Below are 12,272 nucleotides of genomic sequence, written 5' to 3' on the forward strand. Positions count from 1 at the left end.
TCGTCACTTGATGGCGAGCGGGTTGACCGGCGAGCCGCTGGCCTGGTTCACCTTCAGCGGCGCGGCGGCGTAGAGGAAGGTGTACTGCCCGTCCTCGGCGCACGACGCGGCCAGCTTCTCCAGGTCGCAGATCTCGGTCAGCGTCACGCCGAGGTTGCGCATCAGCGCGCAGTGCAGCGGCAGCGCCGTGCCGTTCTCGGGGTCGGTCGTGACCTCGTTGGCGATCGTGTCGGTGACGAGGTTGGGGATCTCCATGTCCTGGAACCACGACACGAGCTCGGGGCTGTAGGTCAGGCCGGGCTCGCAGAATCCCTCGTAGAAGGCGTCACCCTGCTCGAAGAAGAGCCGCAGGAAGTTGGTGCGGATGATGACGATGTCGTGCTTCTCGATCTCGGTGCCCTGCGCCTTCGCGCAGGCCATCAGGTCCTCGTGGGTGAAGGTCTCGGCCTTGTCGAGGTTCTCCTTGCCCCGGTAGCGGGCCATGTCGAGCAGGATGCCGCGACCGACGACGCCGCGCTCCGCGATCGGGGCCACGCTGGCCTTGTCGAGGCCGCCCACGGTCGAGCGGGCGTCGTACCCGTTCCAGATCTGCCCGCCGTACCAGACGTGACCGAGGGCGTCGTACTGCGTGGAGCCCTGGAGGAACGCGTCGATCTTGTCGTCGGCGTAGTGCAGGCCGCCCGGGAACTGCGGGGCGTCCTCACCGTCCCACGAGGACTCGTCGAGGATCATCGTGCGCTCGGCGGGCTTGCGACCGGGCCAGACCGGGTCACCCTTCGGGTCCCCGATGAGCCGCTGGAGCGTGAAGACCGTGCCCGAGCGGATGTGCTGGACCCCGCGCAGGACCTCCTCGGCGGTGAGGTAGTTCAGGGCGCCGATCTCGTCGTCGGGTCCCCACTTCCCCCAGTTCCTCGGGGCGTCCTTGAGGAGCTCATCCATGGTGGGCACTGCAGTCATCTGAACCTCCAGGCAGACGGAGCGATCGCTCGGCAAACTGAACAGGATGAGAGCAGCGTCACACGCGCTTCTTGCGGAAGTCAACGACTCCGAGCCTGAACAGTGCCTGAGAACCCGGTGAGCGCGCGCCATCCGGGCATTCGCACTTTGTTTGGATAACCTGAACTCATGGAGCCCGAGGAACGAGTCACCCCCGGAGCCGCCGTGCGCCGTCAGCGGCTGCTGCACGGCCTGACGCTGCGCGACCTCGCCGCGCGGCTGGGGGTCAGCGCCGCCACCCTGAGCGCGATCGAGAACGACCGGACCCGCCTGTCGGTGGAGCGGCTGCGCCGGGTCTCGGAGATCCTCGACGTGCCCGTCGCCGCCCTGCTCGCGGGCGGGACTCCGGCCGTCGCGCACCCCGCGCCGGCGCACCCGGCCGAGCCGACCGTTCCGTCGCCGACCGGCCACTGGCGCGACTTCGCGCCGCTCCCGATCGACGGGGTGCTGGCCGGGGCCATCCGGGCCTTCGTGGCGATCGGCTACCACGGCGCGAGCATGCGCTCGATCGCGGCGCTGGCGAACATGAGCGTCCCGGGCGTCTACCACCACTACCCGAGCAAGCAGGACCTGCTGGTCCGCGTCTTCGACCTGACCATGACCGACCTGATCTGGCGGGTCGAGCAGGCTCGCGACGAGGGCGACGACCCCGTCTCCCGGGTCGCCCTCGTCGTCGAGGCGCTCGCGCTCTACCACGCGCGCCGCAACGACCTGGCCTTCATCGGGGCCAGCGAGATGCGCAGCCTGGAGCCCGCGAGCTACAGGCGGATCGCGCAGCTGCGCAGCTACGTGCAGGAGGTGCTGGACGGCCAGATCGCGGACGCGATCGCGCAGGGCGGTTTGCGGGTCGGCCACCCGGACGACGCCGGCAAGGCGATCGCGACGATGTGCACCTCGCTCGCACAGTGGTTCCACCCCGACGGGCCGACCACGCCCGAGCAGATCGCGTCGGAGTACAGCCGCTTCGCGCTCGGCCTGCTGGGCCACCGCGCCGGGTGAGCGCGCCGCCCCGGCGGTGTCACCAGAGCTCGAGCGAGCGCCGGAAGATCCCGGCGACGTCCTCCGCCGTCACGTCCTTGGGGCAGGTGGCGAGCAGCCGCTGCTGCTTGAGCGTCCCCTCGACCAGGTCGTCGACGTCGCCCTCGGCGTACCCGACGGCGCCGATGCCGTTGGGGATGTCGATGTCGCGCATCAGGTCGGTGATCACGCCCGGCAGCGTGTCGGCGTCGCCGCCGGGCGGGAGCGACGGGTCGAGGAGCGCCGCCGCGCGCAGGTGCCGCTCCGGCGCGGCGTCGAAGGTGAAGCGGAAGGCCTCGGGCGCGGTCAGCGCCACGGACATGCCGTGCGGCACCATCGCGTGGTCGGCCGGGTAGTCCTTGGGGTGGAAGTCGCGCACCCGCCCGGCGATCGGGTAGCCGTTGGCGTGCGGGATGTGCACGCCGGCGTTGCCGAAGCCCATCCCGGCGAAGGTCGCCGCCAGCGCCATGTCGTGGCGGGCCTCGTGGTCGTCGCCGTGGTGCACCGCGCGACGGAACGACGCACCGAGCAGCGACATCGCCTTCTCCGACCACATGTCCGCGATCGGGTTGGACCCGCAGTAGGGCACCCGCTGCTCGGGCTGCTTCTTGTCGTACGTCGTGTACCAGCGCGCGGTGTAGCTCTCCAGCGCGTGGCAGAGGATGTCCATGCCGGACGACGCGGTCACGCCGGGCGGCTGGGTGAGGGTCAGGTCGGGGTCGATGACCGCCAGCGTGGGTCGCAGCCGCGGGTGGCTGATGCCGGTCTTGACCTTGAGGCTCAGGACGTCGAGCACGCACACGGTGGTGCTCTCGCTGCCGGTGCCGGCCGTGGTGGGCACCGCGACGAGGGGCTTGAGCGGCCTGGCGGGGTTCGCGCCCTTCCCGACAGGGACGTTGATGTAGTCCATCAGCTCGCCGTCGTTGGTCATCATCAGGTTGACGGCCTTGGCGGTGTCGATGCTGGAGCCGCCGCCCACGGCGACGTAGGCGTCGAAGGGGCCGGCGTCGCGGGCGAAGTCGACCGCCTCCTGCATGCTCTCGTCGGTCGGCTCCACGTGGGAGCCGTCGAAGACCCGGGCCTCGATCCCGAACCGGCCCATCTGGTCGGCGACGCGCTGCGGGAGCCCGGTCGCTGCCACCCCCGGGTCGGTCACGACGAGCGCGCGGGACACGCCGTACTGGGACAGGTCGTAGCCGACCTCGTCGGACGCACCGGACCCGAACTTCAGCTGGGGGGCGCCGTAGGTGAAGACCGTCTCGGACTGCTGCGACATCGTCGTCCTCCTCGAGAGCGTGACCGTCTCGCCACCCTATAGACCCGCGGACAGGACGACCGCCGCCTAGGCTGGCCGCGTGCAGCTCGGTCAGTACCCCGCCCCGCGCCACACGATCGCCCACGTCAGCGACCCGCACCTGCTCGCCGACCGGCTGCAGTACGGCGTGGTCGACACCGCGGCCGGTCTGGAGCGCGCCCTAGACCGGCTCGCCCGGCTGGACCCGCCCCCGCAGGCCCTGGTGTTCACCGGCGACCTCGCCGACCGTGCGGAGCCGGCGGCCTACAGCCGGCTCCGCGAGATCGTCGAGCCGGCGGCGGCGCGGATGGGCGCCGCGGTGGTGTGGGTGATGGGCAACCACGACGAGCGGGCGCCGTACGCCGAGGTCCTCTTCGGGGCGGGCCCCGCGGACCGTGACGCACCGCAGGACCGGGTGCACGAGGTCGACGGCCTGCGCATCGTGTCCCTGGACACCAGCGTCCCGGGCTACCACCACGGCGAGCTGACCGACGGCCAGCTGGACTGGCTGCGCGAGGAGCTGGCGACGCCGGCGCCGCACGGCACCCTGCTGGCGCTGCACCACCCGCCGATCCCGGTGCCGACCGTGCCCGCCGCCCAGATCATCGAGCTGCTCGACCAGCACCGGCTGGCCGAGGTCGTGGCCGGCACCGACGTGCGCGCCATCATCGGCGGCCACTTCCACTTCTCGTCGTACTCCACCTTCGCCGGCGTCCCGGTCTCGGTCGCTGCGGCGACCTGCTACACCATGGATCCTGCGCCGCTGGACCGTTTCGTCTCCGGTGTCGACGGGCACCAGGCGGTCACGCTCATGCACCTGTACGACGACCGCGTGGTGCACACGGTCGTCCCACTGGCCGAGGCGCCCGAGGTGACCGGCTTCCCCGCCGATGTGGCCGCCGCGGTGGAGGCGATGTCTCCCGAGGAGCGCCTTGACCTGGTCTCGCGCAAGGACTCGCCGCTCAACACCGGCGAGCTGCAGGTGTAGTCCAGCGGACAGGGCCGCCCTCGGCATCGAGGACATCATCGGATCCGCGTTCGACGACACCCTTCGCGGCGACGATACCGACAACGTCGTGCGCGCCGGTGCCGGCGACGACGTCATCGACCTGCGCGGCGGGGACGACGTGGCCGACGGCGGGGACGGCACCGACATCGCGGACGGGGGACCCGGCACGGACAGCTGCACGGTGGAGTACGCCACCGCCTGCGAGTAGCCGCCGGGCTCAGGCGGCGCAGGTGATCAGGCCGTAGTGGCCGTCGTACCTGCGGTAGAGCACGCGTCCCTCGCCGCCCTCCGGCTCGCGGTAGAAGACGAACGTCTCCTCCCCCGCGTCCATGCGGGTGCGGGCCTCGGCGTCGGTCAGTGTCGGCGGCCCGGGCTCGTGCGTCACCGTCGCCACCGTGGGGGTGCCGCCCCCGCCGGAGACGCCGTACCCGCCGCTCGGGTGCCGGTGCACGAGTGCGGGCTCCCCCGACTCGAGCTCGGTGAAGAGGTAGAAGTCGTGGTCCAGCAGGTCCATCTCGAAGGCCGCCTCGTCGACGGTCATCGGCGTGACCGCGAACGACTTGTGCCGCACCACCTCGCGGGACTCGGCGGGACGCGGGAACCACGGCACCGGCTCACGGCGCAGGTCACCGTGGCGCCACTCGTGCTCCGAGGCCACCCCCGTCCACCGGTGCCGGGTCCGGCTGCGGTCGCGGGCCTGCACGAGCTGGCGGCGTAGCCGGGACTCCATCTCGTCGACCGCCTCGGTCATCGTGGGTGACACGGCGTGCGCCCGCAGCGTCACGCCCCCGAGCTCGACCGTCGCCTCGGCCCGGGCCGGCCGCTTCACCGCGGGGTCGGCACGCCGCTCCAGGACGACGTGGGCGCTCAGGACGCCGCTCGCCGTCGCCTCGAGCGCCTGCTCGACCTTGGCCCGCGCGTAGTCCCGATCCCGCGCACCTGCGTGCTCCCGCAACGTCACCTGCACCTCGGCCGACCCAGCAGACACCGACATCCTCGCTCCCCCGGCCCGATCGGGCCGGCCTCGACTCGATGCAACGCCCCCCGGCCGCGCCCGGGCAGTGGCCAAGGTCCCGCTCGAGCGCGGCAGACGGCCCGGTACGTCGACCGCTCGGCGGGCGGATGTTGGGACCATGGCGCGATCCGGGGACCGGATGACGATCGTCCTCTGCGGCGACGTGATGCTGGGCCGCGGTGTCGACCAGGTCCTCGCGCACCCGGGTGACCCGCGGCTGCAGGAGGCGAGCGTGCGGAACGCGCGACGGTACGTCGAGCTCGCGGAGGCGGTCTCGGGCCCGGTCCCGGCTCCCGTCGAGGACGCCTGGCCCTGGGGCGACGCGCTGGGCGAGATGCTCGATCCGGGCGTGGCTGTCCGGGTCGTCAACCTCGAGACCGCCATCACCCGCTCGAGCGACTTCGCGCCCCACAAGGCGGTGAACTACCGGATGAGCCCGGCCAACGTGGGCTGCCTGCGCCTCGCCCGCCCGGATGCCTGCGTGCTGGCGAACAACCACACCCTCGACTTCGGGCCGCGCGGCCTGGTCGAGACGCTCGACGTCCTGCGCTCGGCGGGCCTCACCCCGGTCGGGGCCGGTGCCGACCTCACGCAGGCGGGCGCGCCCGCGATCGTGGGCGTGAACGGGGGCCGGGTGGCGGTGCTGGCGTTCGGACACGGCAGCAGCGGCGTGCCGGCGGCCTGGGCAGCGACGCCGGACCGGCCGGGCCTGGCCGTGCTCCCCGACCTGTCCGGGGCGACCGCCGACGCCGTGGCCGAGCGGGTCCGCCGCGAGAAGGACCGGGGGGCGGTGGTGGTCGTCTCCCTCCACTGGGGGTCGAACTGGGGCCACGCCGTCCCGTCCGAGCAGGTCCGCTTCGCGCACCGCCTGGTCGACGCGGGGGCCGACATCGTCCACGGGCACTCGTCGCACCACCCACGACCGGTCGAGGTGCACGGCGGGCGGCTGATCCTCTACGGCTGCGGGGACCTCGTCAACGACTACGAGGGCATCAGCGGCCACGAGGAGTACCGCGGCGACCTGAGGCTGCTCTTCCGCGTCACCGTGGACCGCCGCGGGGCGCTGGACTCCCTCGCGCTGCTCCCGTTCCGCTCGCGCCGGCTCCGGCTCGAGCGTGCCGGACCCGCCGACGTGGCCTGGCTCGCCCGGACGCTGGACCGCGCCAGCGGCGCGCACCGGACCCGTCTGCAGGTCGCCGGGGACCGGATCGAGCTGGGCCGGCGCTGACGGCCCTGAAATGTCTGACGCCCCGGTCGATGACCGGGGCGTCAGTGGCAGGTGAAGGATTCGAACCTTCGAAGGCAAAGCCGACGGATTTACAGTCCGCTCCCATTGGCCGCTCGGGCAACCTGCCTCAGGGCGCTGCCGGAGGCCGATTGGCCCGCCCGACAACAAGGCGAAAGAATAGCGCAGCCCCGTCGGCGGAAGAAAATGCCGGGGGTTCCACGACGCCGCACCGCACCTCTGGAGGACACCATGGCCGACTCGTCGTTCGACATCGTCAGCAAGATCGACCGCCAGGAGGTCGACAACGCCCTCGGCCAGACCGCCCGGGAGATCGCGACCCGCTTCGACTTCAAGGGCACCGGCGCCACGATCGAGTGGCAGGGAGAGCACGCCATCGAGATCAGCGCGTCGGCCGACGACCGCGCCAACGCGGTGCTCGACGTGTTCAAGGGCAAGCTGGTCAAGCGGGACGTGAGCCTGAAGGTCCTCGACGCCTCCGAGCCCCGCCAGTCGGGCCAGCTCAGCAAGATCTCGATCACGCTCAAGGAGGGGATCAGCTCCGAGGACGCGAAGAAGATCTCCAAGCTGATCCGCGACGAGGGCCCCAAGGGCGTCAAGGCCCAGATCCAGGGCGACGAGCTCCGCGTCTCGTCCAAGAAGCGCGACGACCTCCAGGCCGTCATCGCCCTGGTGAAGCAGCAGGACTACGACTTCGCGGTGCAGTTCACGAACTACCGTTGAGGTCATGACGGCTCGGGCGCTCCTGGTCTCCGTCACCGTCGCGTCCGCACTGGCGCTGGCCGGCTGCACCGGTGGGTCGCCCGAGCCGCAGGGACCACCCGGCGGCTCCGCAAGGGCGCGGCCGCCGGTCGAGCTGTCCGGCCCGCCGCAGCCGTTCCCGGCCGAGCGCGCAGCACTTCCGGCGGGCTGGTCACGGTCGACCTGCACCGACCTGCGGGCGCGCGGCAACAGCGGCCTCGCCGTACGCCTCGCCCTGCCACCCGGCTTCGTCCCGACCGAGAGCCGGGGGCGCTCGTGCTCGTTCAGCCCCGGCCCGTTCACCCGCGTGCTCACGGTCTCCTTCGGCCGCGGGCCGACGCTTCGGTCGGTGAAGGAGCGCGACGTCGACCCCTACACCGCACCCGGTCAGGGCGACGGGCAGCTGGGCGAGGTGGTGTACGCCGAGGACGTGCCGGTGTTCGGCGGCCACCGAGGTGAGCAGCTGGACTACTTCTGCTACTGCGACGGCCAGAACCTCCAGGAGCGGACCGCCCTGGCCCGTGGGGTGCGGCTGGCGTGGACGACACCGCACGGCCGCAGCACCCGCGAGGGCGACTACGCGAGGGTCACCGCCAGCGTCTCGCTCGTGCACACCCGGGTGCGCACCTGCGCCGGCCACGGTCGGACGGCGGTCTTCCGTGCCCCGATCCCCCAGACCGAGTCGATCGACTCCTTCGGCGGGCTCTGCTGGATCTACCTCCAGCCCGGTCGCGGGTCGCTCCAGCGTCGGGCCGAGGTGGTGCCCGCGCCGCGGCGGACGCTCGCGCAGCTCGCCGACACACTGCGCCGCAAGCACCGGCACGTCCACGGCGTACGCCTCGAGCAGGGCGTGGCCAGGCTCGACGGCCGGCCCGCGGACCGGCTGACCTGGCTGTTCACCCGCGAGCGCGCGGCGACCTACGGCGGGCCGGCCGGCACCTGGCGGCTCGTCACGGTGAGCACCCCGGACCTGCAGGTCACGTGGGGCGGCACTCCCCGCCAGTGGCGGCAGGAGGCGGCCGACGTCCGACGCTTCGTCGGGTCCGTCCACCTCCTGCCGCGGTGACCAGGCGGCGCGGGGTCCGGGCGCCCCCGGGGCTCAGCTGACGGCCACCGACCGCATCGAGGGGACCATCGTGGCGCCCTGCTCCGGCGTCAGCCAGACCTTGCTCCCCTGCTCCAGGCCCAGGGACCGCGCGTGAGTGCGGGTCATCACGACCGTCACCTCCTCGCCGGTGTCGGTCGCCACGGTGGCGCGGACCTCGAAACCGACGCGGAGCAGCCGGACGACGGTCCCCGCGGTGGCACCGGCGAGGGTCGGCGCGGTCGCCACGTTGATGTCGTGCGGGCGCAGGGTGACCCCGCCCAGCTGGGTGACCTCGCCCAGGAAGCCCATGACGAAGTCGTTCGCCGGCTCGTCGTAGAGCGTGTCCGGCGTCCCGATCTGCTCGACGCGGCCCTCGTTGACGACCACGATCTCGTCGGCGACCTCGAGGGCCTCCTCCTGGTCGTGGGTCACGAACACGGTGGTGACGTGCACCTCGTCGTGCAGCCGGCGCAGCCAGTCACGCAGCTCCTTGCGGACCTTGGCGTCGAGCGCGCCGAACGGCTCGTCGAGCAGCAGCACCTTCGGCTCGACGGCGAGCGCACGGGCCAGCGCCATGCGCTGGCGCTGGCCGCCGGAGAGCTGTGAGGGCAGCCGGTGCGCGAACTGCTGCAGGTGCACGAGGCGCAGCAGCTCGTCGACCCGGTGGGCGATCTCGTCCTTGGGACGCTTGCGGATCTCCAGGCCGAACGCGACGTTCTTGGCCACCGTCATGTGCTTGAAGACGGCATAGTGCTGGAAGACGAAGCCGACGTTGCGCCGCTGTGGCGGCAGGTGGGTCGCCTCGGTCCCCTCGATGCTGACCGTGCCCTCGTCGGCCGAGTCCAGCCCGGCGATGATGCGCAGCAGCGTGGACTTGCCTCCGCCCGACGGCCCGAGCAGCGCCGTGAGCTGTCCGGTGGGCAGCGAGACGGTGACGTCGTCGAGCGCGACGAAGTCACCGAACCGCTTGCTGACTCCCTTGATCTCGATGCTCATTTCTTGCCCTCCTTCGGGCGCAGCAGGGCGACGACGACGAGGCACATCACGGCCGCGAGGACGAGCATGAAGGCCACTGAGTAGGCCGTCTCCTGCTGGAAGTTCTGGTACTTCTGCTGGACGAGGACGGTGGCGACCTGGGTGTCACCGCCGACATTGCCTGCGACCACCTTGATGGCGCCGAACTCACCGAGTGCGCGCGCCAGGCTCAGCACCACGCCGTAGACGACGGCCCAGCGGATGCCCGGCAGGGTGATCCGACGGAAGGTCTGCCAGCTGTTGGCGCCGAGGCTCCGGGCGGCCTGCTCCTGGTCGTCGCCGAGCTCCTCCAGCACCGGCACGACCTCGCGCACCACCAGCGGCAGGATCACGAAGCAGGTGGCCATGACCATCCCGGGCTCGGCGAAGACGATCTGGACGCCGTGCGACTCCAGCCAGGGGCCGAACCAGCCGAAGCGCCCGTTGTAGACGAGGACCAGCGCGAGACCCACCACGACCGGTGAGACCGACAGCGGGAGGTCGATGAGCACGGACAGCGTGCGACGACCGACGAACCGGTAGCGGACCAGCAGCAGGGAGATGCCGACACCGAAGACGGTGTTGATCGCGACGGAGATCACGGCGACCTGCAGGGTGAGCTTGAGCGCGTGGACGACGTCAGGGTCCGCCAGGGCGGACCGGATGCCCTCGAGGCCGTTGGCGAAGGTGTGCTGGACGACGAACGCCGTCGGCCAGGCCACGAGCATGACCAGGTAGCCCACGACGAGCAGCCGCAGCACCCACCTGACGACCGGCGACCCGTTGCCGACGGCCGCGCTCGTGCTAGCCACGTCGGGCCACCCGTCGCTGGAGCACGTCGAGGGCGACGATCGCCAGCAGGGCCACCAGCAGCATGATCGTCGCGACCGCGGCCGCGGCCTCCGTGTTCCCGCCCTCGAGGAACGAGAACAGGCGGACGGACACGACCTCGGTGCGACCGGCCAGGTTGCCGCTGATCAGCACCAGCGCGCCGTACTCACTGATCCCTCGGGCGAAGGAGAGTGCGGCGCCGGCGAAGATCGCCGGCACCAGGGAGGGGAGCACCACGCGCCGGAAGGTCGTGAACCGTCCGGCCCCGAGCGACGCAGCCGCGTCCTCGACGTCGGTGTCGAGCTCCTCGAGCACCGGCTGGACCGTGCGGACGACGAACGGGAGGGTCACGAACGCGATGGCCAGCAGGACCGACCACCGAGTTCCGTTCACCTGGACGCCGATCGGGCTCTGAGGGCCGTACAGGGAGAGCAGGACCAGCCCCGCGACGATCGTCGGCATCGCGAACGGGATGTCGATGACGAGGTCGATGATCGCCTTGCCCGGGAACCGGTCACGCACCAGCACCCAGGCGATGACCGTGCCCATCACCATGTTGAGCGCGGTGATGCCCAGCGAGGAGAGCACAGTGAGCTGGAGCGCCGAGCGGGTCTGCTCGTTGCTCAGCACGTGCTCGAACGTCGACCAACCGCCACCGGCGGCCTTGACGATGACGGCGGAGAGCGGGATCAGGACCAGCAGGCTGAACCAGATCATCGCCACCCCGAGCCCGAGGCTCGAGCCGGCAGTCAGAGAACCGGCCGAAGCCGACCGGCGCCTGCGCGCCGATCGGCTCTCGACCGCAACAGATGCGGTGGCCATCGCCTACTGGCCCGAGTCGCCCTGGATCTTCGTGATGATGCCGAGCGGCGCACCGTCCTCACCGTCACCGAAGAACTTGTCGTTGGCCACGGACCAGCCCTCGAAGTCCTTGTCGATCGTGAGCAGGGTGGCGGGCTCCGGGAACGGGTCGCTCTCGTCGTTGGCGCCCTTGACCGTCACGTCGCCGACGTCCGTCAACGGGCGGTAACCGGTCTCGGCGTACAGCTTCTGGCCGGCCTCGCTCTTCTGGAAGTCCATGAACTCCTGGGCGCCGTCGGCAGCACCGTCGGTCAGCGCGCACGGGTTCTGGATGAGCAGCGAGGAGTCGGGGACGACGTAGTCGAAGTCGGTCCCGCTCTGGCGGGCGAGGATGGCCTCGTTCTCGTAGGAGAGGAGGACGTCGCCGGTGCCACCGGTGAAGGCGGTGGTTGCGTCACGACCGCTGTCGGGCAGGGCGACGACGTTGGCGAAGAAGTCCTTCATGTACTGCTGGGCGTCCGCATCGCTGCCGCCGTCGGCCAGGACCGAGCCGTACGCCGCCAGCAGGTTCCACTTGGCGGACCCGGAGGAGGCCGGGTTCGGGGTCACGATCCCGACGCCGGGCTTGGTCAGGTCGGACCAGCTGGTGATGTTCTTGGGGTTCCCGGACTGGACGACCATCACGACGATGGACTGCGTGCAGATCCCCTGCGTGTCGTTGTCCTTCCAGTCCTTGGCCACGATGCCCTCGTCGACGAGCCGAGTCACGTCGGGTTCGAGGGAGAGGTGGACCTCGTCGGCATCCTGGCCCGCAGTCACGGCGCGACTCTGGTCGCCCGACGCACCGTAGGACTCCTTGAAGTCGACGTCCTTGCCGGCGTCGGAGTCCTGGAATGCCTTGATGACACCGGCGTTCGCCTGCTCGAGGACCGAGTAGCCCACGAGGTTCAGTGTCTTGGAGTCGCTGCCGGAGGCGTCGCTGGAGCATCCGGTCAAGGCCAGCACCCCGACGGACAGGGCCGCCGCAACCTTGATCGTTGTCTTCATCGCATCTCTTTCCCGCCCCGGCGCACCCGGGGCTTTCTCGGTTATGTCGGCAAGACTAGTCGACTTAACCGTGTCTGTACGAAATATGGACACACTTGATACCGCGTGTTGGGGATCACGGGTCCACTCCGGGAGACGGGTTCGGTGCGCTGAGGGGCCCGACTATCGTGGGAG

General features: G+C 71.1%; 13 protein-coding genes and 1 tRNA gene. 6 read left to right on the forward strand and 8 right to left on the reverse strand.

The features are described from left to right. Positions 1-3: 3 nt before the first annotated feature. Positions 4-957, reverse strand: a complete 954-nt coding sequence (locus tag ACFO9I_RS01210) for a cyclase family protein (protein ID WP_379176995.1) — start codon at positions 955-957, stop codon at positions 4-6. Between the two features lie 168 nt (positions 958-1,125). On the opposite strand from ACFO9I_RS01210, the gene ACFO9I_RS01215 reads away from it, so the two are divergent. Further along, positions 1,126-1,995, forward strand: coding sequence for a TetR family transcriptional regulator (locus ACFO9I_RS01215; protein ID WP_379176997.1), 870 nt, complete (start codon positions 1,126-1,128; stop codon positions 1,993-1,995). A gap of 19 nt (positions 1,996-2,014) precedes the next feature. Here ACFO9I_RS01215 and ACFO9I_RS01220 read toward each other — a convergent pair whose 3' ends face one another. Next, complete coding sequence (locus ACFO9I_RS01220) at positions 2,015-3,289, reverse strand: hydroxyacid-oxoacid transhydrogenase (RefSeq protein WP_379176999.1); 1,275 nt, start codon at positions 3,287-3,289, stop codon at positions 2,015-2,017. A gap of 79 nt (positions 3,290-3,368) precedes the next feature. On the opposite strand from ACFO9I_RS01220, the gene ACFO9I_RS01225 reads away from it, so the two are divergent. Both ACFO9I_RS01225 and ACFO9I_RS01230 read left to right on the forward strand, forming a co-directional pair. Continuing rightward, positions 3,369-4,295 carry a phosphodiesterase gene (locus tag ACFO9I_RS01225; RefSeq protein ID WP_379177001.1) on the forward strand — a complete coding sequence of 309 codons (927 nt, stop codon included), beginning with the start codon at positions 3,369-3,371 and terminating at the stop codon, positions 4,293-4,295. Then, complete coding sequence (locus ACFO9I_RS01230) at positions 4,198-4,524, forward strand: hypothetical protein (RefSeq protein WP_379177003.1); 327 nt, start codon at positions 4,198-4,200, stop codon at positions 4,522-4,524. The genes ACFO9I_RS01225 and ACFO9I_RS01230 overlap by 98 nt, the downstream gene beginning before the upstream one ends. Before the next feature lie 9 nt (positions 4,525-4,533). On the opposite strand, the gene ACFO9I_RS01235 is transcribed toward ACFO9I_RS01230, so the two are convergent. After that, complete coding sequence (locus tag ACFO9I_RS01235) at positions 4,534-5,304, reverse strand: ribosome hibernation promotion factor (protein ID WP_379177005.1); 771 nt, start codon at positions 5,302-5,304, stop codon at positions 4,534-4,536. Positions 5,305-5,449: 145 nt separating this feature from the next. Between ACFO9I_RS01235 and ACFO9I_RS01240 the strand changes: the two genes are divergently transcribed. Beyond that, positions 5,450-6,559 (forward strand): CapA family protein, encoded by a 1,110-nt coding sequence (locus ACFO9I_RS01240; protein ID WP_379177007.1) that lies wholly within the window; start codon positions 5,450-5,452, stop codon positions 6,557-6,559. Positions 6,560-6,604: 45 nt separating this feature from the next. Here ACFO9I_RS01240 and ACFO9I_RS01245 read toward each other — a convergent pair. Next, a tRNA-Tyr gene (locus ACFO9I_RS01245) sits at positions 6,605-6,686 on the reverse strand. A gap of 122 nt (positions 6,687-6,808) precedes the next feature. Between ACFO9I_RS01245 and ACFO9I_RS01250 the strand changes: the two genes are divergently transcribed. Continuing rightward, positions 6,809-7,300: a YajQ family cyclic di-GMP-binding protein gene (locus ACFO9I_RS01250; RefSeq protein WP_379177009.1), complete on the forward strand. Its 492-nt coding sequence runs from the start codon at positions 6,809-6,811 to the stop codon at positions 7,298-7,300. A 4-nt stretch (positions 7,301-7,304) separates the two neighbouring features. After that, on the forward strand, positions 7,305-8,384 hold the full coding sequence (locus tag ACFO9I_RS01255) for a hypothetical protein (RefSeq protein WP_379177011.1): 1,080 nt from the start codon (positions 7,305-7,307) through the stop codon (positions 8,382-8,384). Between the two features lie 33 nt (positions 8,385-8,417). Here ACFO9I_RS01255 and ACFO9I_RS01260 read toward each other — a convergent pair whose 3' ends face one another. The 4 genes from ACFO9I_RS01260 to ACFO9I_RS01275 form a co-directional block, all read right to left on the reverse strand. Continuing rightward, positions 8,418-9,401: a sulfate/molybdate ABC transporter ATP-binding protein gene (locus ACFO9I_RS01260; RefSeq protein ID WP_379177013.1), complete on the reverse strand. Its 984-nt coding sequence runs from the start codon at positions 9,399-9,401 to the stop codon at positions 8,418-8,420. Next, positions 9,398-10,231 carry a sulfate ABC transporter permease gene (locus ACFO9I_RS01265; protein ID WP_379177015.1) on the reverse strand — a complete coding sequence of 278 codons (834 nt, stop codon included), beginning with the start codon at positions 10,229-10,231 and terminating at the stop codon, positions 9,398-9,400. Before ACFO9I_RS01265 ends, ACFO9I_RS01260 begins: the two co-directional genes overlap by 4 nt. Next, the gene (cysT, locus tag ACFO9I_RS01270; RefSeq protein WP_379177017.1) at positions 10,224-10,967 is read right to left on the reverse strand and encodes a sulfate ABC transporter permease subunit CysT; all 744 of its coding nucleotides are present in this window, start codon (positions 10,965-10,967) and stop codon (positions 10,224-10,226) included. Before cysT ends, ACFO9I_RS01265 begins: the two co-directional genes overlap by 8 nt. A 108-nt stretch (positions 10,968-11,075) precedes the next feature. Continuing rightward, positions 11,076-12,098, reverse strand: coding sequence for a sulfate ABC transporter substrate-binding protein (locus ACFO9I_RS01275; protein WP_379177018.1), 1,023 nt, complete (start codon positions 12,096-12,098; stop codon positions 11,076-11,078). Between the last annotated feature and the right edge of the window lie 174 nt (positions 12,099-12,272).

It is taken from the genome of Nocardioides sp. GCM10023255 (assembly GCF_042653125.1).
Classification (GTDB): domain Bacteria; phylum Actinomycetota; class Actinomycetes; order Propionibacteriales; family Nocardioidaceae; genus Nocardioides.

Coding starts and splice junctions, on each gene's coding strand:
- ACFO9I_RS01210 (WP_379176995.1), bottom strand. CDS start 957: ATGACTGCAGTGCCCACCATGGATGAGCTCCTCAAGGACGCCCCGAGG.
- ACFO9I_RS01215 (WP_379176997.1), top strand. CDS start 1,126: ATGGAGCCCGAGGAACGAGTCACCCCCGGAGCCGCCGTGCGCCGTCAG.
- ACFO9I_RS01220 (WP_379176999.1), bottom strand. CDS start 3,289: ATGTCGCAGCAGTCCGAGACGGTCTTCACCTACGGCGCCCCCCAGCTG.
- ACFO9I_RS01230 (WP_379177003.1), top strand. CDS start 4,198: ATGTGGCCGCCGCGGTGGAGGCGATGTCTCCCGAGGAGCGCCTTGACC.
- ACFO9I_RS01240 (WP_379177007.1), top strand. CDS start 5,450: ATGGCGCGATCCGGGGACCGGATGACGATCGTCCTCTGCGGCGACGTG.
- ACFO9I_RS01250 (WP_379177009.1), top strand. CDS start 6,809: ATGGCCGACTCGTCGTTCGACATCGTCAGCAAGATCGACCGCCAGGAG.
- ACFO9I_RS01255 (WP_379177011.1), top strand. CDS start 7,305: ATGACGGCTCGGGCGCTCCTGGTCTCCGTCACCGTCGCGTCCGCACTG.
- ACFO9I_RS01260 (WP_379177013.1), bottom strand. CDS start 9,401: ATGAGCATCGAGATCAAGGGAGTCAGCAAGCGGTTCGGTGACTTCGTC.
- cysT (WP_379177017.1), bottom strand. CDS start 10,967: ATGATCTGGTTCAGCCTGCTGGTCCTGATCCCGCTCTCCGCCGTCATC.
- ACFO9I_RS01275 (WP_379177018.1), bottom strand. CDS start 12,098: ATGAAGACAACGATCAAGGTTGCGGCGGCCCTGTCCGTCGGGGTGCTG.